This is a genomic window from Neptuniibacter pectenicola, assembly GCF_001597735.1.
Lineage (GTDB): Bacteria > Pseudomonadota > Gammaproteobacteria > Pseudomonadales > Balneatricaceae > Neptuniibacter > Neptuniibacter pectenicola.
In genome coordinates this window covers 100,485-124,709 of sequence record NZ_LUTS01000009.1, presented here as the reverse complement: position 1 = coordinate 124,709, position 24,225 = coordinate 100,485, and the positions used below count along the sequence as shown (strand labels likewise).

The window sequence follows — 24,225 nt, the reverse complement described above, 5'->3', positions numbered from 1 at the left end:
AGGTTAGACTGCCGCATCAACAAGACTTGCAACCGACTCTAGTGCGGCAGGCAAGGCATTAAGATCAGTACCCCCACCCTGCGCAAAGTCAGGACGTCCACCGCCCTTACCGCCAATTTTTCCAGTCAAATCTTTGATGATATCCCCTGCTTTAATCTGCCCTGTAAGCGCTTTGCTTACCCCAGCAGCTAAGGCAATTTTGTCGTCCTGCACGGTTGCTAATACAACAACGCCTTGACCGAGTTTATTCTTTAGCTGATCAATCGTGTCACGGAGGGCTTTGGGCTCAACACCTTCTAACTGAGCCGCCAGAACCTTAATACCCTTCACATCAATCGCTGTACTTAAAAGATCAGAACCCGCGGCAGAAGCCAGCTTAGTTTTTAACTGCTCAAGCTCTTTTTCCAACTGACGGTTACGGTCGGATAGGTTTTTAACCTTATCAACAACCGATTCACGGGAACCTTTAACAAGCGCTGAGACTGTAGAAAGCGTAGCATCGGTTTCACTCAACCACTTGAAGGCACCTTCACCGGTTACCGCTTCAATACGTCGAACACCGGCAGCAACACCACCTTCAGAAACAATTTTCAGTAAACCTATATCGCCAGTACGTTTGGCATGCGTACCGCCACAAAGTTCAATAGAAAAATCACCTCCCATAGAAAGTACTCTGACGGTCTCGTCATATTTTTCGCCAAACAACGCTGCAGCCCCTTTCTCTTTAGCTGCATCTATCGCCATGACCTCAGTCACAACTGCTGAGTTTTGACGGATCTGCTCATTAACAATACGTTCCACTTCGCTAATCTGCTCAGCCGTCATTGCCTCAAAGTGAGAGAAGTCAAAACGTAAACGCTCATCATCATTAAGAGAGCCTTTCTGTTGTACATGATCACCGAGCACGGTCGACAATGCTGCATGCAATAAATGGGTCGCAGAGTGGTTCAATGCAATAGCTCGACGGCGCGTTTCATTCACTTTAGGAAGGACAGAGTCGCCCACCGCCAATGAACCTGACGTTAATACACCATGATGAAGGTGGTTTTTGCCCTCTTTGGTACAATCGGTCACATCAAACAGAACCGCGTCCGCTGTCAATGTGCCACTATCACCCACTTGGCCGCCGGATTCTGCATAGAATGGCGTTTGATCAAGCACAACAATACCGGTTTGGCCTGCAGTCAACTGCTCAACTTCAGCACCGTCAGCAAACAACGCAACAACCGTAGCGTTCCCCTCCAACACCTCATACCCTGTAAACTCAGTCGCACCATCCAATCGGATCGCATCATTATAATCAACTGAGAACTTACCTGCGGCACGGGCACGCTCGCGCTGAGCATCCATGGCACGATCAAAACCAGCCTCATCAACGCTCAACTCATACTCACGCGCAACGTCAGCGGTTAAATCAAACGGGAAACCATACGTGTCATATAGCTTAAAGACCGTTTCTCCGGGAATCTCTGTCCCTTCTAACTGGTCAATCGCTTCCTGCAGTAAGCGCATCCCATGATCGAGCGTTTTCGCAAACTGCTCTTCTTCTTTTAGAAGTACACGCTCAACCTGCGCCTGCTTTTCTGTTAATTCAGGGTAGGCACCACCCATCTCTTTAACCAACGCAGCAACCAGCTGGTTAAAGAAAGGTCCACTCGCCCCTAACTTCTTCCCATGTCGTACGGCGCGACGAATAATACGTCTTAATACATAGCCCGCACCTTCATTAGAGGGTAATACACCATCCACAATAAGGAATGAACAGGAGCGAATATGGTCCGCAATAACGCGTAAGGACTTATTATCTAGATCATTGACACCAACCGCTTCTGCCGTTGCTTTTAGCAAGTTTTGAAACAGGTCAATTTCGTAATTGGAGTGAACATTCTGCATAACCGCAGCGATACGCTCTAACCCCATACCCGTATCAACCGATGGTTTTGGCAGGGGCGTCATTTCACCGGCAGCGTTGCGGTTATACTGCATAAATACGACGTTCCAGATTTCGATATAGCGATCGCCATCTTCTTCTGGGCTACCTGGAGGGCCACCCCAAACATCTGCCCCATGATCAAAAAATATTTCCGTACAGGGACCACAAGGGCCGGTATCACCCATCGACCAGAAATTATCTTCATCTAGTTTAGAAAAGCGTTCAGGATCAATCCCCATCTCCTCTTTCCAGATCTGCTCAGCTTCCGTATCAGAATGATGGACCGTGACCCACAAGCGTTCTTTAGGCAGCCCCATCACCTCAGTCAAAAAGCGCCAAGCAAACTGGATCGCATCCCGTTTAAAGTAGTCGCCAAAACTAAAGTTCCCGAGCATCTCAAAAAACGTATGGTGACGCGCGGTATAACCCACATTCTCTAAATCGTTGTGCTTACCACCAGCACGCACACAACGCTGAGAACTGGTCGCACGCGAATAGCTACGTTTATCACTACCCAGGAAAACATCTTTAAACTGAACCATACCCGCATTCGTAAACATCAATGTGGGATCATTAGCAGGAATGAGAGAGCTACTCGCTACAATCTCATGACCTTGCTCATTAAAATATTCTAAAAAAGCTTGGCGAATTTCAGCGCTTGTCATGTATTTCATTAGATGAACCGTATGCGTGTCCGTTCTGGTAAACCTGCCTAATGGCAAATTAATCGCCATGACAGAAAAAAGTAACCACAAATATGGGCGCCATAGTATATATCGTGTACTGAAATTGTTCGAATATTTTTGAACCAATGACCATTAATAGAGCAACTAATGGGGCTAGCGTGGACGGGTCGTGATCATTTACGTTTAATTAACAGGTTCTGAGGCGTTACTTTCAGCATAGTGTATTTCTTCAAAAGAAAACCCTCGCTGACTCATAAAACGCACACGTTTAGCGCGCTCTTTATAGTCCAATGGTTTAGATGAGAGCGCATACTTCCGCTGATAGAGCGCCAACGCCAGCTCATACCAATCAACATCATTAGCCACTAAGGCATCTTCAATTAAGCCCTCATCAACCCCTTTACGTTTAAGATCAAACCGAATACGCATCAAACCATGACCTTGTGCAATTCTCATACGTAAAAAACTGTCAACAAACCGCTCATCCGATTGATACCCCTCCGCTTCCAACTCATGTAACACTGGCTCTACATCAAGGTTTTCCGATATTAACAACAGTTTATTGCGTAATTCAGCTTTTGAATATTCACGCCGTGAGAGCAAGCCTATCGCCCTATTCCATAAATCTTTTTGGGTGATCTCTTTCGCCATACCCTCCCCCTTTTAAATCTCAGCACCCTAAAACGCAAAAACCCCCATCACCAGCAGTGAAGGAGGTTTTAATCATGACCTATGTCACACTAAATCAGATCAAGGTTTTCAGAAGAGTCACTCTCTTCTTTAACTTCAGGCTCAGCAGCCAACAAGCGTTTGCGCAATTCGACCTCAATCTCATTCGCTATCGCCATATTTTCTTCTAAATACTTAGCCGCATTTGCCTTACCTTGGCCAATTTTATCGCCATTATAAGCGTACCAAGCACCCGATTTATCAACCAAGCCCTCTTTAACACCTAAATCAATCACCTCACCCATATGGTAAATACCTTTACCGTACATGATTTGGAATTCAGCTTGACGGAATGGCGGCGCCACTTTGTTCTTCACAACTTTGACGCGGGTCTCGTTACCAATAATCTCATCGCCCAGTTTAACAGCGCCCGTACGACGGATATCTAATCGAACAGAGGAGTAAAACTTAAGCGCATTACCGCCCGTTGTTGTTTCGGGATTACCAAACATAACGCCAATTTTCATACGGATCTGGTTAATAAAGACCAGCAGGCAGTTTGAGTTTTTAACATTACCTGTCAATTTACGCAGCGCCTGAGACATCAATCGTGCCTGCAAACCAACGTGCGTATCACCCATATCGCCCTCGATTTCAGCTTTAGGGGTTAATGCGGCAACCGAGTCAACAATAATTACATCAACCGCATTAGAGCGTACAAGCATGTCAGTAATTTCTAACGCTTGCTCACCCGTATCAGGCTGTGACACTAATAAGTTATCCACATCAACGCCTAACTTCCCAGCATAGATTGGATCTAACGCATGCTCAGCATCAACAAACGCACAGGTTTTACCCTCTTTCTGCGCTTCTGCAATCACTTGCAAAGTCAGTGTTGTTTTACCTGAGGACTCCGGACCATAGATCTCTACGATTCGACCATACGGCAAACCACCTATGCCTAAGGCAATATCCAGACCCAAAGAACCTGTGGATACAGCAGGGATCGCTTCTCTCGGCTGATCCCCCATTCGCATGACTGCACCTTTACCAAACTGTCTTTCAATCTGCCCTAATGCTGCATCAAGCGCTTTTTTACGATTCGCGTCCATCTTAAACCCTGTCTAAGTCATTTCACATTACGTTGAAATATACTGTATGTATGGACAGTATTATTTCATAACATTTCTGGATTGCAACCCTCATAAGGTCAAGTTCTGCAAAATTCCTTCAAGCGCTACCCTAACCGCTTGTTTTCGAACGGATTCACGATCGCCATTAAACTGAAAAACTGCCGTTCGGGTCGGCTTATCACGCACCGCCCACGCAAACCACACCGTACCCACCGGCTTTTCAGCACTGCCACCACCCGGTCCAGCAACGCCGCTCGTCACAACCGACAACTGGGCAGAGCTATGCAATAACACACCTTCGGCCATCTCAATCACGACCGGCTCGGATACCGCCCCATACTGCTCAAGGGTCTGCTCAGCAACCCCCAGCATCTCATGCTTGGATTGATTACTGTACGTCACAAACCCTCGATCAAACCAAGCAGAACTACCTGCAACGGCTGTTATTTCCTGTGCAATCCAACCGCCGGTGCATGATTCCGCTGTTGCAATCATCACGTTTTCAGCAACCGCTTGACGACCAATATCACTCACTAACTGCTGCATATTTCACACTCCAATCCTCACAGAAGATTTATTCCTCGTTTGCGCTTAAGTTAACGCCACATAAAAAACAGCCACCTGCACACAAACAAACACACCTATGTTGTCATATCCATTTAACGTACAATACACCCCATAACGTCTGCAGTTTAGCAGAGCTAATTTACCTTAAAATAGACAGTATAATTAGATGGTTACAAAAGCATCCCCAACCCACACTCCCATGATGCAGCAATACCTACGCATTAAAGCTCAGCATCCCAACCAGCTTGTGTTCTATCGAATGGGGGACTTTTATGAACTTTTTTACGATGATGCAAAAAAAGCCTCTGAATTACTGGATATCTCGTTAACTGCACGCGGAAAATCCGGTGGGGAACCGATCCCTATGGCCGGCATCCCCTACCATGCGGCAGAAACCTATGTAGGAAAAATAGTTCGAGCAGGGGAATCCGTTGTCATCTGCGAGCAAATCGGCGACCCCGCCACCAGCAAAGGGCCTGTTGAGCGTGCGGTTGCGCGCATTATTACCCCAGGCACGGTAAGCGATGAAGCCCTACTGGATGAAAATAGAGATAACCTATTAGTCGCGATCAACCAGATAGATGATACTTATGGCCTTGCCATTGTCGATATCACTTCAGGTCGCTTCAGTATACTTGAGGTCAGCAACCAAGATTCGCTTCTAAGCGAGCTAGAACGTTTACGCCCCTCAGAAACGCTCTATAACGAAGAAACAACCTTAGGAAGCCTATTAGCCAACCGCAAAAGCTTACGGCCTCAAGCGCCATGGCACTTCGAATCAGATACAGCCCACAACCTCTTATGCCAGCAGTTTAAAGTTAAAGACCTAGGTGGGTTTGGCTGCGAACACTACACGGTCGCAATAAGCGCCGCAGGTTGCTTACTACAATACGCAAAAGACACACAAAGAACCGCACTCCCCCACATTCGTCGCATCCATGTTGAACACCACAACGACTGTGTAGCATTAGATGCGGCAACCCGCAAAAACTTAGAGATAGACCAAAATCTCTCGGGTGGCTTTGATAACACATTAGCCCAAGTGATCGACAAATGCCGTACACCGATGGGTAGCCGTTTACTCCGACGCTGGTTACACCGCCCTCTACAAGACAGACATACGCTATTAGCTCGACAAGCATCTATACAGTGGTTTCAAGATGAATACCGCTTTGAAGCCATAGAGCAAGATCTTAAAAAAATCGGTGATAGCGAACGTATATTAGCGCGAATAGCATTGCGCTCAGCACGTCCGCGCGACTTGGAACGACTCAAAAACTCATTAAATATACTGCCCAGTTTACAGGGCAAGCTAAAGGAAACAACCGCGCCAAGGATAGCTGAACTGGCATCCACGATTAACGAGTTTCCCGTTTTAGCAGACCTACTCAGCCGTGCAATTATCGATAACCCACCGGTTATTATTCGAGACGGCGGCGTTATCGCCACAGGTTACGACAGTGAGCTTGATGAATTACGCGGCCTCAGCGAAAACGCCGGTGCCTACTTAATTGAACTTGAATGCCGGGAACGTGAACGCACAGGCATTCCAACACTAAAAGTGGGCTATAACCGCGTACACGGCTACTTTATTGAGATAGGCAAAGCGCAAAAAGCCGAACTCCCCGCTGAGTATATCCGTCGCCAAACATTAAAAAATGCCGAACGTTATATCACACCTGAACTAAAAGAATTTGAAGACAAAGCCCTCTCGGCCAAAAGCCGAGCACTCTCTCGAGAAAAAGCGCTCTATGAAGCCCTACTCGAAACCTTAGCCGCTGAACTCGCCGAATTGCAGGATTCTGCCGCGGCCATCGCCGAACTCGACACGCTTAACAACTTAGCGGAACGCGCTTCAACCCTAGATTATATTCCCCCCACACTGACCGACGAGCCGCAGATACGCATCCAACGGGGCCGCCACCCGGTTGTTGAGAGCGTATTAGACGACCCCTTTGTCTCCAATGATTTAGAACTTGATTCCAAGCGTAAGATGCTGATCATCACGGGACCAAACATGGGCGGTAAATCCACCTACATGCGCCAAGCCGCCCTAATTACACTGCTTGCCCATATAGGCAGCTATGTCCCTGCGAGTGCAGCAACAATCGGTATTGTGGATCGCATATTCACCCGTATGGGATCATCTGATGACCTTGCCGGTGGTCGATCAACCTTTATGGTCGAAATGACTGAAACCGCAAACATTATGCATAACGCCACAGACCGTAGCCTTGTGCTCATGGATGAAGTCGGTCGAGGCACAAGCACCTTTGACGGTTTATCCCTCGCGTGGGCGTGTGCAGAAAACCTTGCCCGAGAGACCCGCGCCTTTACACTGTTTGCAACCCATTACTTTGAATTAACCAGCTTGCCTGAACAGGCACCGAGCGTATTTAATGTGCATTTAACTGCGGTTGAGCACAATGACCACATTGTATTTCTGCACGAAGTAAAAGAGGGCCCCGCTAGCCAAAGCTATGGTTTACAAGTAGCGCAACTGGCCGGCGTACCTTTACAAATAATACAGCAGGCCAAAACAAAGCTTCTGCAATTAGAACAAGATGTGACCGTCGCGGCCCAGATGACCACGCCTCCACCACCGGTGCAAAATGATATGTTCTCAGCACCGACCCACAAGGCAGTAAAAGAGCTGAAAAAGATCTCGCCGGATGAACTTTCACCTCGGCAAGCACTGGATCTACTCTATACACTCAAAGCACTGGTTTAACAGACACAAAAAAAAAAAAACCGCCGACGGCGGTTTTTTATTTATCTAAACAGATCTACAACTACTGCTGAAGTAGATCTTCTCCACTTAAACCATTTTTTTCTACAATATCACGCAGTTTGCGCAGCGCCTCAACTTGAATTTGGCGAACACGCTCACGCGTTAAGCCAATTTCACGCCCAACCTCTTCTAAAGTACTCATCTCATAACCACGAAGACCAAACCGCCGCGATAACACTTCAGCGTGTTTTTCCGGTAACGCACTCAACCAATTATCAAGATTGCCACTGATATTTGAGTTCTGCAGTAAGGTCGCAGGATCGGTTGAAACCGTATCAGGAATGGTATCCAGCAAAGACTTATCTGAATCTTTACCCATAGGCGTATCGATAGACGTTACTCGCTCATTAAGACCAAGCATACGTTCAACATTTTCGACAGGCTTATCTACCAACTCTGCAATCTCTTCAGCAGAGGGCTCATGATCAAGCTTTTGCGCCAACTCTCTCGCGGCCCGAAGATACACATTGAGCTCTTTAACAACATGAATAGGCAAACGAATGGTTCGAGTCTGGTTCATAATCGCTCGCTCAATGGTTTGACGAATCCACCATGTCGCGTATGTAGAAAAGCGAAACCCTCGTTCAGGGTCAAATTTTTCAACAGCACGAATCAGACCTAAATTTCCCTCTTCAATAAGATCTAATAATGTCAGACCCCGATTGATATAACGCCGAGAAATTTTAACAACTAACCTCAAATTACTTTCAATCATGCGCTTACGCGCCGCTTCATCGCCCTTAAGCGATAAGCGAGAGAAATACACCTCCTCCTCTGCACTTAATAAAGGTGAAAATCCGATCTCGTTCAGATAAAGCTGTGTAGCATCTAAATTTTTAGCATTCAATAAATCCTTATGCGCAACGCTCCCACGTCCTCGCCCGCTATTTAACAACTCCTTTTTTGTCGATGCTTCAGTTTTTTTACCCGGTGTTTCTCGCTGAAGTTGCTTATTATCTACAGCAACATCCTGCAACTCCGCTTTGCAGTCGTTATCGATATTTTCCATAACCCGTCCCTTAACCGTCGTCTTCTAACACAAATATTGCTTTTATTATTATTAGCTATCGCTTGGGTAGGTATCTCAATGGATCTACAGGCTTTCCATCACGCCGTATTTCAAAATGCAACATGACTCTATCCGCGCCACTGCTACCCATTTCAGCAATTTTATCGCCTGTTTTAACCATATCATTTTCTTTTACTAAAACACGACTATTATGTGCATATGCACTTAAAAATTGCTGATTGTGATCAATAATTACCAGATTCCCATAACCCAATAAGCCATTACCCGCATAAACCACCTTCCCAGACGCCGCCGCTTTAATCGCAACGCCTCTAGAACCGGCAATATCAACCCCTTTATTAACCACACCTTTTGTTTTAAAGGTACTTAAAATCCTCCCTGTTACAGGCCATTTCCAATAAATCTTACCTGTTGCATTTGTTTTAATAACGGCGGGTTTATTGTTGTTTTTTGCGGGGGTCACCGCTGTAGGTTTGGATGCGGTTTGAGCGGTGGTTCTAGGTTTAGACACAGGCTTAGCTGTGGTCGAGGTTTTAGACGACGTACTTTTAGAGGGGGTTGTTTTATGTGTCGATGAGGCTGTTTTACGTGTAGAGGTAATAATCGGCTTAGGCGCGATGGTGGATGACTCACGAACAATAGATTCATTGCTCGTTGTGCGCGTAGTCGACTTTAATTTTAAGCGCTGACCCGGAAAAATATTATATCGGCTATCGACGCCATTTAACGCCGCAAGCTGTCGATAATCCATGCCGTAGCGAAACGCAATAGAATAAAGCGTATCCCCCTTCCGCACAGTATATTGCCCTGGATTATGTTGGCTAGCAGCAGGCACAGTGCGTTCACTCACGGGGGCATAGGTGGGTCCACCACATGCCACAAGCATCCCCGCGATAGTCAGCGCTAATAACCACTTTAGCAGCACAACTCTATACCCCTGATTTCCGCCCCATTTTCTCAATCGCAACAACCATTAGTGCACCCAACAACATCAAGCCAAACGCGTAAACCAACAAAGCAGGCTCACCGGTTAACGACTCAAATGTAAAGGGTGATATATTTTCTTGCACTAAGGGAACTTCCTGCCCATGCCGATTAATGGTATACGCAGTTGTATATTTCCAAGGCCACACTTTATTCAGTGAGCCCAACATAAAACCGCCTAGTAACGCCAATGTGGCGGTCCTAAACGAACTAAACATCCAACTAAGCACACGTGAAAAGCTCAACAAGCCAACCACACAGCCGGTAGCAAACAAGCCTAAAGTAAATAGTTCGATATTCTTAATCGCCATTAAAATGGGGGTATACATCCCCAATAACAGCAAAATAAAACTTCCCGATATGCCTGGAAGAATCATGGCACAGATCGCGACCATACCTGACAAAAAGATAAAGAGAGGCGTCGCCTCTACACTGGTAGGCGACATTGATGTAATAAAGTAGGCCGTAATCACACCAATAATAAAAGAGGTGTAGGTATTACGATCCCAATGTTCTACGTGCCGACAAACCGACCACACCGACGCCAAAATAAGCCCAAAGAAAAAGGACCATAGCAGTTCAGGGTATTCTGCTAACCAGTACAGCACCACATGGGAAATCGTTAACAGGCTGAACAATATGCCCGAAATCAATGTTAAGAGAAACGTGCCATTTACATGTTTCCACGCAGCAACAGGCCCCTCTTTAAACAACATGATCAGCGCCGAAGGCCCACACTGTTTTAACGAATAGATCAGCTCTTCATAAATACCCGTCATAAAAGCAATCGTGCCGCCCGACACCCCAGGAACAGCATCCGCTGCGCCCATCATCATACCTTTACCCGACAGCGCAATATAATCACGCAGTGAACGCCCCTCTTGCATTTAAACTCCCTAACGTACCGTACCGCTTAATAATGGAACAAACTTTACACACTCAAGCACTTCAGTTGAGAATTCATCCTCCGACAGCCGAATAACAAGGTTCAGTTCCTGATTATCGCTCCCACCGACAGGTATGATTAGCCTCCCGCCAATTGCCAACTGCTGTTTCAACTCTTCTGGAACCTCTTCCGGCGCACAGGCGGCCAATATGCCATCAAAAGGCGCTTTAACGGCCCAACCCATACCACCATCCGTATGTTTTAGGTGAACATTTTTAAGCCCTAACAGCTTTAGTCGCTCCCGTGCTTTTTCCTGCAACGGGCGAATACGTTCAACACTAAACAGCTCCGACACCAGCGGCGCCAAAATTGAGGTTTGATAACCCGACCCTGTACCCACTTCAAGCACTTTACCTAAAGGACCATCCGCCAAAAGGGTTTCCGTCATACGAGCAACGATAAACGGTTGCGATATGGTTTGATTAAAACCAATAGGCAACGCAGTATCTTCATAAGCCCGATGAGATAAAGCCTCATCAATAAAAATATGTCTAGGCGTCTGGCGCATCACTTCGAGCACGCGCTCGTTAGCAATACCCTGCTCCCGCAACCGGTTAATCAAACGATCACGGGTTCTTTGTGACGTCATACCTATGCCACGTAACTGCTGATCGTTCAAAAACTACGCTCCAACCAATCACCTACATTATCCATACCTGCGTATTCCGTCATATCCACATGTAACGGTGTAATAGATACACAGCGCTCATCTAATGCATAAAAGTCTGTTCCGGGCTCCCTATCCGCAGCAAGGCCAGCACCGGCAACCCAATAACGCACTTTGCCGCGAGGGTCATGGGTCGCTATAGGCTTATCTGCGCATAAACGATGACCTAAACGCGTCACATGAATACCGCTAAACTCTTCAACTAAACAATCGGGTACATTCACATTCAAAATCGTACGAGGCGCCACATTAAGCTGCTGAATATTAGCAACAATATCCCGCGCCACCTGAGCAGCCCCTTCATAGGAGTTTGGATGAAAGCTACCTGAAGAGATGGCTATGGCTGGATAGCGAAAGTGCCGCCCCTCCATCGCCGCAGCAACGGTGCCTGAGTAAATAACATCATCACCCAAGTTAGGACCCGCATTGATACCGGATACAACAATATCGGGCTCCATACCTAACACACCAGAACCACCAATATGTACACAGTCCGTAGGCGTGCCATTAATGCTATAAAAGCCATTTTCATGTTGGAAAATTTCTAATGGCCTATCCAAAGTTAAGGAGTTACTTGCAGCACTACGGTTTCTATCCGGTGCCACCACAAGCACATCGCCCAGCTCAGATAACGCACGAACTAAAGCGGATAACCCTGGTGCATAGACACCATCATCATTTGTAATTAAGATTTTCATATATCTGTCGTTACTCTGACACAGATGTTAAACACAACTCTCTTAGTACACTTGTTGCAAACGCGCCGGATGTTAAACCAAATTCAATCCAACACTCAGTCTCGCTCACTTGCTCTAGCTTAAGGCTTTCAGGCTGCAGCTTCAAAGCTCTTCGCTCCTGATTTAAGCTTAAGGTCTCTAAAAGATCAGAAACCTCTTTCCACGGCAACAGATTAGAGCGCTCCCACGCTTCTGCCTCACCTTGAGGCAACATCTCACCACGCCCCCACAAAGGCCCTGTCAGCGTAATGGCACCATGATTAAGGCGCTCTTGCAGCTCATCGTTCGATTTTTCTTCAACAAAGCAACTCTGGCTACCGGAGATCATCAAAGCATCACCATCCAGCACCTCATTCCACAATCCATTCTCTATACGCAGAGATAAAAGCTGGTTAAACAACCATGAGCGCACCGCCGAAATATAGATACCTTTTTTATTGCGCTGTCGTTCCTGAATCACCCCTTTTAGCAGGGCAATCCCTTTATACAAATTACCAAAATCAAAACCAAAGCGCTGTTCACCAAAGTAATTAGGTACCCCCCCTTGCTCTACCAAGGCTACGCGACGTTTTAACGCACCCATATCAGTCACTTGGCGCAAACAGAGTTTAAAACGATTCCCTTTAAGTGTACCTAAACGAAGTTTACGTGGATGACGTATAGCGTCCAGTACCTCGATACTATCACCGCCAAACAGTTTCCAGTTTAGGTTTCGTTTAATCGGAAACTTAATACAGAACCATTGTTCAGTAACCGCATGCCTATCTTTTTTACCGGCATAACTCACATCACGTGGGCTAACTTGAGCAAAGTTGGCCAACTGACGCGCAACCCAATCAGTATTTTCACCACGCTTACGAATATACAAAAAAACATGCTCACCCTGACCTTCAGGTTCAAAGCCTAGCTGCTCTATCACTTGAAAGTCTTCAGGGGTTGAGCGAATCAGCGCTTCGCTCTCAGGAATACCGTATATATATTTAAAATCTGTAGGTAGGCTTATCACGTGTTATCTATTCTCGTCTGCAGGCTCGACTAACTGAAAAAATGTTTCACCATCGCGCACCATGCCCAGCTCACTGCGAGCACGTTCTTCCAAAGCGGCTTGCCCTTTTTTCAGATCAACAACTTCGGCTTCTAGCTCACTGTTTCTCTGACTCAATTCTTGATTAATGCTCTTTTGTAACTCGATTTTTGCATTCAAATCCCAAATATCACGCACGTTGACCTCTCCGAACCACAATCGGTATTGCAGCCCTAATAAGAGGAAAATAAGTAAAGCTATAAACCAACGATACATAGACATTCTTTAAGCAAAAAAAGAGGGCGAAGAGCCCCCTTTTTATATCAGACTATTAAGCAAACAACTATGTTAGCCCTGCCCTTTAATTTCTTTTAAACCATTATAGATCGCCGCAGCACCTAGCTCTTCCTCAATGCGAAGAAGACGGTTGTACTTAGCAACACGGTCAGAGCGGCACAATGAGCCTGTTTTAATCTGTCCCGCAGCAGTACCTACCGCCAAGTCAGCGATAGTGGTATCTTCAGTTTCACCTGAACGGTGGGAGATTACAGCAGTAAAACCTGCATCTTTCGCCATTTTAATAGCGTCCAGTGTTTCTGATAGTGAACCGATCTGGTTAAATTTGATCAGAATTGAGTTACCAATACTCTGCTCAATACCACGGCTTAAAATTTTCGTATTCGTCACGAAAAGGTCATCGCCAACCAATTGAACTTTATCACCGATTTTTTTAGTTAGGTAAGCCCAACCATCCCAATCGGATTCATCTAAACCATCTTCAACGGAGACAATTGGGTAGTTCTCAGTTAATGCGGCTAAGTAATCGCTAAAACCTTCGGCATCAAAAACTTTGCCTTCACCGGCAAGGTCATACTTACCTTCTTTATAAAATTCAGAGGCTGCACAATCTAAAGCCAAGGTTACATCTTTACCTAGCTCATAGCCTGCATTAGAAACGGCTTCTTTTATAACCACTAAAGCTTCTTCATTCGATGCAAGGTTTGGCGCAAAGCCACCCTCATCACCCACTGCTGTGCTTAACCCTTTCGCTTTAAGAACCGCTTTCAGCGCATGGAAAATTTCAGCACCACAGCGCAAGCCATCTGAGAACTTATCAAAGTTAACCGGCTGAACCATGAATTCTTGGATATCTACGTTATTATCCGCGTGCTCACCACCGTTTAGAATGTTCATCATCGGCACAGGTAAAGAGTACTGCCCCGGCGTACCGTTCACATCGGCAATGTGCGCATAAAGAGGAATACCCTTCTCGACAGCCGCTGCTTTAGCCGCCGCTAAAGAAACCGCCAAGATAGCGTTTGCACCAAGGTTTTCTTTGTTCTCGGTACCATCAAGCTCAAGCATTTTGTTATCCAGTGCACGCTGATCGGTAACATCCATTCCGATCAATGCTTCACGAATAACGCCATTCACCGCTGCAACCGCTTTTAATACGCCTTTACCCAAGTAACGCGCTTTATCACCATCACGAAGTTCAAGAGCTTCACGGGAACCTGTGGATGCACCGGATGGCGCACATGCTGAACCGACTACGCCTGACGTAAGAATTACGTCCGCTTCAACCGTTGGGTTACCACGAGAATCCAAAACTTCGCGGGCTTTAATATTAGCAATCTGTGTCATGGGTAAAAAACTCCAGAATTTTTCCGTTCAGGGGACGCTTACGCCCCCATTCCATAAATTTTTCTATTTGGCTTGCTGATCAACTGCAGCCTGAATAAAACCAGTAAATAAGCCGTGACCATCCCGTGGGGTCGAGGTAAATTCGGGATGGAACTGACAAGCGACAAACCATGGGTGATCAACAACTTCAACCACTTCGACCAACTCACCATCAACAGAACGTCCAGAGATACGCAATCCTGCTTCCTGTAATTTGGAAACGTAATTATTGTTCACTTCATAACGGTGTCTATGGCGTTCAGTAATTTCCGTTTTGCCATAGGCTTTAGCTGCTGTAGAGCCTTCGGCTAAATGACAAACCTGAGCACCTAAACGCATTGTGCCACCAAGGTCATCGGTCTCACCGCGGGTTTCTACATCACCTTCTGATGTCATCCACTCAGTGATGAGGCCAACAACAGGGAATTCAGCCTTAGCATCAAATTCGGTCGACGTCGCATTTTCAAGTCCCGCTACATTACGCGCAAACTCAATCACAGCAACCTGCATACCTAAGCAGATACCGAGGTAAGGTATTTTATTCTCACGGGCATAACGCACAGCGCTAATTTTGCCTTCAACGCCACGTTCACCAAAACCACCCGGTACAAGAATGGCATTAACATCACTCAGAATACCAACACCCTCACGCTCTACGCGCTCAGAATCGATACACTCAATTTTAACTTTTTTCTTTAACGCGATACCCGCATGGGAAAGCGCCTCAATCAACGATTTATACGCATCCAGAAGCTCCATGTATTTACCAACCATGGCAATCTTAACTTCACCTTCTGGATTCAAGTGCGCATCAGCAACACGATCCCACTCATCAAGATTGGCTTCGCCACACTCTAAATTAAAGCGTTCGATCACAATGTCATCTAAATGCTGTTCTGACAGCATACGAGGGATATTGTAGATCGTATCCGCATCCGGTAATGAGATAACCGCACGCTCTTCCACGTTCGTAAACAACGACAGCTTACGACGAGATGAATCGGGTATTGTAAAATCAGAACGACAAACCAAGATATCGGGCTGAATACCAATTGAACGGAGTTCTTTAACCGAATGTTGAGATGGCTTAGTTTTGATCTCACCCGCAGTTGCAATGTAAGGCACTAAGGTTAAGTGCATAAACATAGCGCGTGATGAGCCAAGTTCGGCTTTAAGCTGGCGCACGGCTTCCATAAAGGGTAGTGATTCAATATCACCAACGGTGCCGCCAATTTCGACCAAAGCAACATCAGCATCACCGGCCCCTTCGATCACACGACGCTTAATTTCATCGGTAATATGAGGAATAACCTGTACGGTACCGCCAAGGTAATCACCACGACGTTCTTTACGAAGTACATGCTGATAGATACGGCCAGCGGTGAAGTTATTACGTTTACTCATGGTTGTACGAATAAAGCGTTCGTAATGGCCAAGGTCGAGGTCAGTTTCTGCACCATCCTCTGTAACAAAAACCTCACCATGCTGAATGGGGCTCATTGTCCCTGGATCCACATTGATATATGGATCGAGTTTCAACATAGTAACTTTCAGCCCTCGAGCTTCCAAAATGGCAGCGAGAGATGCGGATGCGATGCCTTTGCCCAATGAGGACACAACACCGCCTGTGACGAAGATATATCGCGTCATGCAGAACCTGTCTGATCGTGTATTAAACGAGGAAATTTTAAGTTGGAGATGGCGCTATAAGATAGCAAATTAGCAGCGATCCGACAATCAAAAGGAGCACCATAAAACAGAAAAGCCGGACTTTTCTGAGTACCAGCCCTCACAAATGCAGATACTCGGTACTGCAACCAGTTCATCACCCACATAAAGGAGTGGCCAATTGGCTCTATACCAAGGCGGGATAGCGGCTTCTTGCAACAATTTTTTAACCGATACACTGTGTTTTTTCCCTTGAGGACGGCAGCGTTCCCCCCCTTTTCGGCGTTTTATCACAACACCCGATAAGGTTTTAAGCCCTACACTGGCCGCGGAGATATGTACCGTTGCATCGCCCAAGTCATAGACCCCTTCACTGCCAGCAGGCACCTCATCACGTAACCCCCCAAGAGGCGCTAAACCATCAAGGTCCAGGTAGAGACGTCCGGAAAATCGTCGTAACGCATACTCGCCCAGCTGATAAACAGGATTGGCATCCGCTTTCGCCTGTAGCACATCTACTGTAATCACCTGTAACTGATTCTGATTAATGCGGTGACCCGTTCGGCGGTAGATCCAATGACGTAGCAGGGCGCGACGCTTTGGCGGCTCAAAACCTTCCCATGCTTGCAAGTTAAAACAACCAAGTGAGTCGACACAGAGCATAAGGTCGGTATCTAAATAGGTTTCAAGCAGATCGTGGGACTCCGCCATGAGTTCAGCATTTTTCTGCCACCGTTCTAAAACCTGCGGCCAGCGCTGTTTTAACGACGGTAATACCTTATGGCGCAAAAAGTTACGATCATAGACGATATCCTGATTACTCGGGTCATTTATATAATCCAGTTCCAAAAAATCGGCGGCCTGCTCAAGCTCCGCTCGACTCAACATCAACAGGGGACGCACTAAACGACCGATACCCAAAGGCCGTGTTACCGCCATACCGGATAAACCTAACAAGCCGGCTCCACGCAACATCCTAAATAAGATCGTCTCAGCCTGATCGTCCGCATGATGCCCCATCAACAACCAATCTCCTGGCTGTATTATCTGCTCAAAGGCACTGTATCGCGCATCTCGCGCTGCATTTTCAGACCCATCATCAGGAAAAACATCCATCACTGTGTGACGAATAGAGCGCGACGCCGCTTGTCGATAAGAAAATTCAGCCCACTGACTCGCCTCACCCTGTAAATGGTGATTAATATGCACAACGTATAATTTAGAGGCCGGTAGTAACTGAGACGCGAGCGCTAATAAGACTTGTGAATCTAAGCCGCCGCTATGTGCGATAAGAAAACGTTTAACATCAACGTGGGGAGGTGAAATAGATGTGAGCGCCTGTAAAAAATAGCGCTCACATTTTTTGAGGACAGCAACCGCTTCAGGGTTACTCTTCACCACCAAAACCATAAGCCATCAGACGCTTATAACGTCGCTCAAGCAAGTCTTCAGTGGATAGCTCATTTAAGTTATCTAAAACACCCAATAGGTGACGTTTTAAATTAGCCGCCGTCAACGCGGGGTCACGATGCGCACCGCCAAGAGGCTCATTGATAACCTGATCGACCAAACCTAGCTCATGCAAACGCTCAGACGTGATACCCATCGCTTTGGCCGCATCCGCCGCACGGTCAGCGCTCTTCCAAAGAATAGACGCACAACCTTCAGGCGAAATAACAGAGTACGTAGAATAGCTCATCATCATAAGCTCATCACATACACCGATCGCTAAAGCACCGCCTGATCCACCTTCACCGATAACGGTAGAGATAATTGGCGTTTTAAACTGGGACATTTTTGCCAAGTTAAAGGCGATCGCTTCTGACTGGCCACGCTCCTCCGCATCAATACCCGGATAAGCACCTGGGGTATCAATGAATGTAAGAATCGGCATCTTAAAACGTTCAGCCATCTCCATCATACGTAACGCTTTACGGTAACCCTCTGGACGCGGCATACCAAAGTTACGTTTTTGACGTTCACGAACGCCACGCCCTTTTTGGTGACCGATGACCATGACGGGCTTTCCATCAAGGCGCGCAGTGCCGCCAACTATAGCTTGGTCATCCGCAAAGTGACGATCGCCATGTATCTCATCAAATTCATCGAAAATATATTCAATGTAATCCAATGTATACGGGCGCTGTGGATGACGAGCTAGCTGAGACACCTGCCATGCGGAAAGGTCTGAAAAGATGGATTCCGTCAATGCGCGACTCTTACCCTCAAGGCGAGAGATCTCTTCGGAGATGTTTAACTCGGCAGTATCATCTCCAACTAAACGAAGTTCTTCAATTTTTGCCTGCAGCTCCGCAATCGGCTGCTCAAAATCCAGGTAGTTAGGATTCATATGACTCATCTATGCTTAAGTGAAAATTGTGCAAAGTGTACCTTTTTGCAGCTTTAAGAACCAGACCTAGTAGCTCAAAGAGACTGATTCGTGACCAAAACGCTCCATTAACGCGATAAGTAGCTCATCACTCGCCTGTACTCGCCAACTATCCCCTAGCGTAAGCACAGCTTCAGCGTCTTCTCTTTTATACAGCACTTTAACCGGCAGTTGGCCGCCAATTTTGTACCCATTCAATAAGGTTTCGAACTCTTTTAGCTTCCGACCCGAGAAATGACTAGCCGTTGCAACTACCTGTACGCCCGATGCATATAGCGAACGCGCCTGTGGAATGGTCATGACTTTATTGACTCGCACCTTCAGACCACCCGAGAAGTGGTCTTCCGCAACCTCCCCCTCGACAATCAACACAACATCTTTTTGCACCGCATCTCTTACTTCATCGTATGTATCCCCAAAAAGGGTTACATCAATACGGGCACTGCGGTCATCCAACGTTACAAAGCAGAGATTATCGCCCTTTTTGGTCTTTTTCAGTCTAACTTCTACCACTAAACCGGCAATTTTCTGTGTTTGCCCACGCGCGGGCTGAAGTTCAACAATGCGCTTACTGACAAAATGTTTCAGCTCAGCCGCATATTCATCAATGGGATGACCAGTCAGATAAAGGCCTAACGTATCTTTCTCGCCCGTTAACCGCTCTTTATCGGTCCAAGGCCTAACCCCTTTATAATCCTCATAAGGATCACGATCCGACTCCGCTTCCGCCTCACCGAACAGGTCAAACATCCCTGCATCTTGGTTTTTAGCTGTCTGGTCGGCCGCCTGTAGCGCATCGGGAATCGCCTTCCACAACACCGCACGTTCGGCACCTAATTTATCCAATGCACCCGATTTAACTAAGGCTTCAAGTACACGTTTGTTCAGCTTCTTCGCCCCAACTCGCTGGCAGAAATCAAACAGGTCCTTAAACGCTTCGCCTGACGATCGCGCTTCAACAATGGCTTCAATAGGCCCCTCACCCACCCCTTTAATCGCACCTAAGCCATAGACTATTTCACCCTCATCGTTAACAGTGAACATATAGTCCCCACTATTAACATCCGGTAAGGTCGGTGGGATCTTCATCTGACGACACTCTTCAACGAAGATCACCACTTTATCGGTGTTCTGCATATCAGAGGAGAGTACTGCCGCCATAAAGGGAGCGGGGTAGTGGGTTTTAAGCCACGCGGTTTGATACGAGACTAACGCATAAGCCGCGGAGTGTGATTTGTTAAAACCGTAACCGGCAAATTTCTCAACCAGATCGAATATATTACCCGCCAGATCTTTATCTATACCATTCTGAGCCGAGCCCTCCAAAAACGACGCCCGCTGCTTGGCCATCTCTTCTGGTTTTTTCTTACCCATGGCTCGACGGAGCATATCCGCCCCACCAAGGGTATAACCGGCCATCACCTGAGCAATCTGCATAACCTGTTCTTGATACAGAATTATGCCGTAGGTTGGCTCTAAGACCGGCTGTAAACTATCTAACTGATAATCAGGGTGCGGCCATGCCATCTCTGCCCGACCATGCTTACGGTTAATAAAGTCATCAACCATGCCTGACTGCAAAGGCCCCGGACGAAAGAGCGCAACAAGTGCGACAATATCTTCAAAACGAGAGGGCAACAAGCGGCGTACAAGGTCCTTCATACCACTTGATTCTAGCTGGAATACGGCGGTTGTTTCGGCAGACTGAAGCAGATCGAATGTTTTCCGGTCCTCTAAATCAATCAACGCGATATCGAGCGGCTCTTCATTCTCTTTTTCACGAATACGATTAATCGTTTGCAACGCCCAATCGATAATCGTCAGGGTTCGTAACCCCAAAAAGTCAAACTTAACCAAACCCGCTTCTTCAACGTCACCCTTATCAAACTGAGTAACAAGCCCTTTACCCTCTTCATCACAATAAGTGGCGGCAAAGTCGGTTAATTTGGTTGGGGCGATAACAACCCCCCCCGCATGCTTACCTACGTTACGGGTAATCCCTTCCAGCTTATAAGCCATCTCCATGATCTCTTGCGCTTCTGCACTCGAGTTCACAAAGTCACTTAACATTGGCTCTTGTTCCATCGCTTTCTTCAGCGTTATCCCAACCTCAAACGGGATAAGCTTAGATAAACGATCCGCCAAACCGAAAGGCTTACCTTGAACACGCGCCACATCGCGAACAACCGCTTTTGCGGCCATTGTTCCGAATGTCACGATTTGAGATACAGCATCACGGCCATAAGTGCGTGCCACGTAGTCAATCACTCGGTCGCGATTATCCATACAGAAGTCGATATCGAAATCCGGCATCGAGACACGTTCGGGGTTCAAGAATCGCTCAAACAGAAGATCATATTCAAGCGGATCCAAGTCGGTTATTTTTTGCACATAAGCAACCAACGAACCCGCACCTGAACCACGACCCGGCCCTACAGGCACACCGTTTTCCTTACCCCATTTAATAAAGTCCATTACGATGAGGAAGTAACCGGGGAAACCCATCTGAATGATGATCTCAAGCTCAAACTCAAGCCGATCAACATATAACTGGCGTTTAGCGTCGTACTCAGGATCATCACGATCAAGAAGAATGGCTAAACGCTCCTCTAAACCGTCATAGGAGACCTTACGAAAATAATCATCCATCAACATCCCTTCAGGGATGGGATATTTCGGCAGGTAGTAAGTCCCCATCTCTATTTCAATATTACAGCGCTTCGCGATCGCAACCGTATTGCTCACTGCCGAGGGGATATCGCTAAACAGCTCAACCATCTCCTCCTGTGAACGAAAATACTGCTCCTCGCTGTAATCTTTAGGTCGGGTCGGATCTTCGAACGCACGCCCCTGATTAATACAAACGCGCACTTCATGGGCCTCAAAATCTTCAGGCCGAATAAACATAACCTCATTGGTCGCTACAATGGGGCAGTTATACTGCTTAGCCAGTGCAACAGAGCCATGTACAACCTGCTCATCGCCACTACGCCCCGTGCGCTGCACTTCTAAGTAAAACTCGTCGGGAAAAACACCCATCCAATACTGCAGAATCTCTCCCGCTTGGCCATTTTCAGAAAGGATTGAGCGCCCAATCTCCCCCCGCTTAGCCCCCGAGAGCACGATTAACCCTGCTGATTTTTCAACAATCCACTCTTTTTTAACCAGCGCCATATCATGGATAATATTTTGACCTTCCGCATAGGCTTGGGAGATCAATTCCATAAGATTGAGGTAGCCTTCTGAATTTCTAACCAGAAACGTCAATCGATAAGGTTCACCACCGGGTTCATCCGTATTTTCAACCCAGAGATCTGCCCCACAGATAGGCTTAAGACCACTGCCCGTTGTTGCCTTAAAAAACTTAATCAGGGCAAATAGATTGGTCTGATCCGTCATCGCAACCGCAGGCATATTATCGGCTTTTGCCGCTGCAACGAGTTCTTTAACACGCACCAACCCATCCACTAAGGAAAACTCAGTATGTACACGTAGGTGGATAAATTTAGGGTCGTTTAACGCTAGTTCTGACATGGTGCTCAATCTAATAGGTTAAATTAATGATCGTCTAATAACTGTCGAACAGGTTTGAATGTGCGGCGATGTTGAGGCAAAGGCCCGTATTTTTCCAACGCATCCATATGTAGCACGGTAGGGTACCCTTTATGCTTAGCAAAACCATACTCTGGATGAAGTTTATCCAGTGCTTCCATCTCTTTATCACGCGCTACTTTGGCAATAATCGAGGCAGCACTAATTTCAGCCACCTTACTATCACCTTTAACAATCGCTTCACTTGGGCAGCCCAAGACCGGACAGCGGTTACCATCTATATAGGCAAATTCAGGCGCTATATGCAGACCTTGAACTGCGCGCTGCATCGCCAACATAGTTGCATGTAGAATATTAAGCTCATCAATTTCAGCCGGAGAGGCGGAAGCAATACACCAAGAGAGGGCTTTCTCTAGGATCTCATCACTTAATGCCTGCCGGCGCTTTTCACTTAGCTTTTTAGAATCAGCCAAACCAATGATGGGCTTAGAAGGGTCAAGAATCACCGCCGCCGCAACCACATTACCGATGAGCGGGCCTCGACCCACCTCATCCACACCGGCTATCCGTTTGTCATCACCAAAATCAAGACCTAGGCTTTCCATCACAAAACACCTTTATCCTCAAGCAGCTTCACGATAGCACAAGCGGCCTTTTCGTCAGCGTCTTGATGTAGTTGAGCACACACCTCTTCAAAGCGTTGCTGTACATAATCAATATAAACACGATCACTCAACGCTTTTAATACCGCTTCACCCAAAATATTCGATGTCACATCAGCCTGCAAGATCTCAGGTACCAGCGCCTCATCAGCCAGAAGGTTAGGCAATGAAACAAAACGGGATTTAATCATGCGTGAATAGATGGCATAGGTTAATGACGCCATTTTGTAGGCAACAACCATCGGTTTTTTCAAGATTGTCGCCTCAAGCGTTGCCGTTCCTGACGCGATTAAGATCGCATCCGCCGCCGCCATCGCTTGACGAGATTGTTGCAACACCAATTGAAGATTGAGATCTGCATATTGCTCATTAATAAGCAGCTCAAGCTCATTATATCGTTGCTGATTTGCCGCAGGTAATAGAAAAACGAGGTCTGGCTTCTTTTCCGCTAGCCACCGAGCTGTTTGTAAAAAGGGCTCGGCTAAGTATTTAACTTCACTCCCCCGACTGCCTGGCAGAAGGGCCACAACCGATTGCGAGTCATCAAGACCAAATCGAGCGCGAGGCGCACGTAGAGACTCATCCTGTGCAATTTGATCCGCCAAGGGGTGCCCAACAAACTCAATTCGCTGTGCGGTTTCTTTATAACACGCGGGTTCAAAAGGAAATAAGGCTAATAGAAGGTCGGTTGTTTGTTTTATCTTGAAGATGCGCTTCCGCTTCCAGGCCCAAACCGATGGACTGACATAATGGACCGTGGGAATACCTGCCGCTTTTAAACGCCCCTCCATCGACAGTGTAAAATCTGGGGCATCAACCCCGATAAAAACATCAGGAGGGTTATCTAGGAAGTATTGGATCAGTTTTTTTCGCGCGTTAAGCAGTTCAAACAAACGCCCTAAAACCTCAATTAACCCCATGACCGATAGTCGTTCCATCGGGTAATGAGATATACAGCCTTCGGCGTGCATAAGTTCGCCACCAATACCCTCGACAACAAGATCGGGATACTTAGCTCTGAGCGATCGAATCAGGCCTGCGCCTAAAATATCTCCGGACGTTTCACCCGCAACAATGCCTATTCGCAAAGGATTCGGCATAGCG

Annotated in this window: 19 protein-coding genes; 1 reads left to right on the top strand and 18 read right to left on the bottom strand. The window is 46.7% G+C overall.

The window, feature by feature from the left end; all coding sequences use genetic code 11:
- Nucleotides 1–3: 3 nt before the first annotated feature.
- The 4 genes from alaS to pncC form a co-directional block, all read right to left on the bottom strand.
- Nucleotides 4–2,598: an alanine--tRNA ligase gene (gene alaS, locus A3773_RS12780; protein ID WP_067986719.1), complete on the bottom strand. Its 2,595-nt coding sequence runs from the start codon at nucleotides 2,596–2,598 to the stop codon at nucleotides 4–6.
- Between the two features lie 204 nt (nucleotides 2,599–2,802).
- Nucleotides 2,803–3,270, bottom strand: a complete 468-nt coding sequence (locus A3773_RS12775) for a regulatory protein RecX (protein ID WP_067986612.1) — start codon at nucleotides 3,268–3,270, stop codon at nucleotides 2,803–2,805.
- Nucleotides 3,271–3,359: 89 nt separating this feature from the next.
- Entirely contained in the window at nucleotides 3,360–4,400 is a 1,041-nt protein-coding gene (recA, locus tag A3773_RS12770) for a recombinase RecA (protein WP_067986610.1), read from the bottom strand.
- A 90-nt stretch (nucleotides 4,401–4,490) separates the two neighbouring features.
- Nucleotides 4,491–4,967, bottom strand: a complete 477-nt coding sequence (gene pncC / locus A3773_RS12765) for a nicotinamide-nucleotide amidase (RefSeq protein WP_067986608.1) — start codon at nucleotides 4,965–4,967, stop codon at nucleotides 4,491–4,493.
- A gap of 187 nt (nucleotides 4,968–5,154) precedes the next feature.
- Here pncC and mutS point away from each other — a divergent pair, with 187 nt between their 5' ends.
- The gene (mutS, locus tag A3773_RS12760; RefSeq protein WP_067986606.1) at nucleotides 5,155–7,719 is read left to right on the top strand and encodes a DNA mismatch repair protein MutS; all 2,565 of its coding nucleotides are present in this window, start codon (nucleotides 5,155–5,157) and stop codon (nucleotides 7,717–7,719) included.
- Between the two features lie 61 nt (nucleotides 7,720–7,780).
- Here the strand turns inward: mutS and rpoS are convergent, their stop codons facing one another.
- From rpoS to lpxB, 14 genes are all read right to left on the bottom strand, one after another.
- Nucleotides 7,781–8,788, bottom strand: a complete 1,008-nt coding sequence (gene rpoS, locus A3773_RS12755) for an RNA polymerase sigma factor RpoS (RefSeq protein WP_156473531.1) — start codon at nucleotides 8,786–8,788, stop codon at nucleotides 7,781–7,783.
- Between the two features lie 55 nt (nucleotides 8,789–8,843).
- Nucleotides 8,844–9,734, bottom strand: a complete 891-nt coding sequence (locus tag A3773_RS12750; RefSeq protein WP_231902208.1) for a peptidoglycan DD-metalloendopeptidase family protein — start codon at nucleotides 9,732–9,734, stop codon at nucleotides 8,844–8,846.
- Nucleotides 9,735–9,738: 4 nt separating this feature from the next.
- On the bottom strand, nucleotides 9,739–10,680 hold the full coding sequence (locus tag A3773_RS12745; protein ID WP_067986604.1) for a polyprenyl-phosphate transporter: 942 nt from the start codon (nucleotides 10,678–10,680) through the stop codon (nucleotides 9,739–9,741).
- Nucleotides 10,681–10,689: 9 nt separating this feature from the next.
- A complete protein-coding gene (locus A3773_RS12740; RefSeq protein ID WP_197462784.1) occupies nucleotides 10,690–11,328 on the bottom strand; it encodes a protein-L-isoaspartate(D-aspartate) O-methyltransferase in 639 nt (212 codons plus the stop codon).
- 26 nt (nucleotides 11,329–11,354) lie between these two features.
- Nucleotides 11,355–12,104 (bottom strand): 5'/3'-nucleotidase SurE, encoded by a 750-nt coding sequence (gene surE, locus A3773_RS12735; protein WP_067986601.1) that lies wholly within the window; start codon nucleotides 12,102–12,104, stop codon nucleotides 11,355–11,357.
- Between the two features lie 10 nt (nucleotides 12,105–12,114).
- Nucleotides 12,115–13,149, bottom strand: a complete 1,035-nt coding sequence (truD, locus tag A3773_RS12730) for a tRNA pseudouridine(13) synthase TruD (RefSeq protein WP_067986599.1) — start codon at nucleotides 13,147–13,149, stop codon at nucleotides 12,115–12,117.
- 3 nt (nucleotides 13,150–13,152) lie between these two features.
- Nucleotides 13,153–13,443 (bottom strand): cell division protein FtsB, encoded by a 291-nt coding sequence (gene ftsB, locus A3773_RS12725; protein WP_067986714.1) that lies wholly within the window; start codon nucleotides 13,441–13,443, stop codon nucleotides 13,153–13,155.
- A gap of 72 nt (nucleotides 13,444–13,515) precedes the next feature.
- Nucleotides 13,516–14,811 carry a phosphopyruvate hydratase gene (gene eno / locus A3773_RS12720; RefSeq protein ID WP_067986597.1) on the bottom strand — a complete coding sequence of 432 codons (1,296 nt, stop codon included), beginning with the start codon at nucleotides 14,809–14,811 and terminating at the stop codon, nucleotides 13,516–13,518.
- Between the two features lie 63 nt (nucleotides 14,812–14,874).
- Complete coding sequence (pyrG, locus tag A3773_RS12715) at nucleotides 14,875–16,500, bottom strand: CTP synthase (RefSeq protein WP_067986595.1); 1,626 nt, start codon at nucleotides 16,498–16,500, stop codon at nucleotides 14,875–14,877.
- Nucleotides 16,501–16,587: 87 nt separating this feature from the next.
- Nucleotides 16,588–17,916, bottom strand: coding sequence for a tRNA lysidine(34) synthetase TilS (tilS, locus tag A3773_RS12710; protein ID WP_197462781.1), 1,329 nt, complete (start codon nucleotides 17,914–17,916; stop codon nucleotides 16,588–16,590).
- Nucleotides 17,906–18,868 (bottom strand): acetyl-CoA carboxylase carboxyl transferase subunit alpha, encoded by a 963-nt coding sequence (gene accA, locus A3773_RS12705; protein ID WP_067986712.1) that lies wholly within the window; start codon nucleotides 18,866–18,868, stop codon nucleotides 17,906–17,908. Before accA ends, tilS begins: the two co-directional genes overlap by 11 nt.
- 66 nt (nucleotides 18,869–18,934) lie before the next feature.
- Nucleotides 18,935–22,441, bottom strand: coding sequence for a DNA polymerase III subunit alpha (gene dnaE / locus A3773_RS12700; protein WP_067986591.1), 3,507 nt, complete (start codon nucleotides 22,439–22,441; stop codon nucleotides 18,935–18,937).
- A 23-nt stretch (nucleotides 22,442–22,464) separates the two neighbouring features.
- Nucleotides 22,465–23,064, bottom strand: coding sequence for a ribonuclease HII (rnhB, locus tag A3773_RS12695; RefSeq protein WP_067986589.1), 600 nt, complete (start codon nucleotides 23,062–23,064; stop codon nucleotides 22,465–22,467).
- Nucleotides 23,064–24,221, bottom strand: coding sequence for a lipid-A-disaccharide synthase (lpxB, locus tag A3773_RS12690; RefSeq protein ID WP_067986587.1), 1,158 nt, complete (start codon nucleotides 24,219–24,221; stop codon nucleotides 23,064–23,066). The genes rnhB and lpxB overlap by 1 nt, the downstream gene beginning before the upstream one ends.
- Nucleotides 24,222–24,225 lie beyond the last annotated feature (4 nt).

Bases quoted from the DNA above. Each gene is read 5' to 3' on its own strand.
- dnaE (WP_067986591.1), bottom strand. From the start codon at position 22,441: ATGTCAGAACTAGCGTTAAACGACCCTAAATTTATCCACCTACGTGTA.
- pyrG (WP_067986595.1), bottom strand. From the start codon at position 16,500: ATGACGCGATATATCTTCGTCACAGGCGGTGTTGTGTCCTCATTGGGC.
- surE (WP_067986601.1), bottom strand. From the start codon at position 12,104: ATGAAAATCTTAATTACAAATGATGATGGTGTCTATGCACCAGGGTTA.
- rnhB (WP_067986589.1), bottom strand. From the start codon at position 23,064: ATGGAAAGCCTAGGTCTTGATTTTGGTGATGACAAACGGATAGCCGGT.
- mutS (WP_067986606.1), top strand. From the start codon at position 5,155: ATGGTTACAAAAGCATCCCCAACCCACACTCCCATGATGCAGCAATAC.
- A3773_RS12745 (WP_067986604.1), bottom strand. From the start codon at position 10,680: ATGCAAGAGGGGCGTTCACTGCGTGATTATATTGCGCTGTCGGGTAAA.
- rpoS (WP_156473531.1), bottom strand. From the start codon at position 8,788: ATGGAAAATATCGATAACGACTGCAAAGCGGAGTTGCAGGATGTTGCT.
- A3773_RS12740 (WP_197462784.1), bottom strand. From the start codon at position 11,328: ATGACGTCACAAAGAACCCGTGATCGTTTGATTAACCGGTTGCGGGAG.
- accA (WP_067986712.1), bottom strand. From the start codon at position 18,868: ATGAATCCTAACTACCTGGATTTTGAGCAGCCGATTGCGGAGCTGCAG.
- pncC (WP_067986608.1), bottom strand. From the start codon at position 4,967: ATGCAGCAGTTAGTGAGTGATATTGGTCGTCAAGCGGTTGCTGAAAAC.
- alaS (WP_067986719.1), bottom strand. From the start codon at position 2,598: ATGACAAGCGCTGAAATTCGCCAAGCTTTTTTAGAATATTTTAATGAG.
- eno (WP_067986597.1), bottom strand. From the start codon at position 14,811: ATGACACAGATTGCTAATATTAAAGCCCGCGAAGTTTTGGATTCTCGT.
- lpxB (WP_067986587.1), bottom strand. From the start codon at position 24,221: ATGCCGAATCCTTTGCGAATAGGCATTGTTGCGGGTGAAACGTCCGGA.
- A3773_RS12775 (WP_067986612.1), bottom strand. From the start codon at position 3,270: ATGGCGAAAGAGATCACCCAAAAAGATTTATGGAATAGGGCGATAGGC.
- recA (WP_067986610.1), bottom strand. From the start codon at position 4,400: ATGGACGCGAATCGTAAAAAAGCGCTTGATGCAGCATTAGGGCAGATT.
- ftsB (WP_067986714.1), bottom strand. From the start codon at position 13,443: ATGTATCGTTGGTTTATAGCTTTACTTATTTTCCTCTTATTAGGGCTG.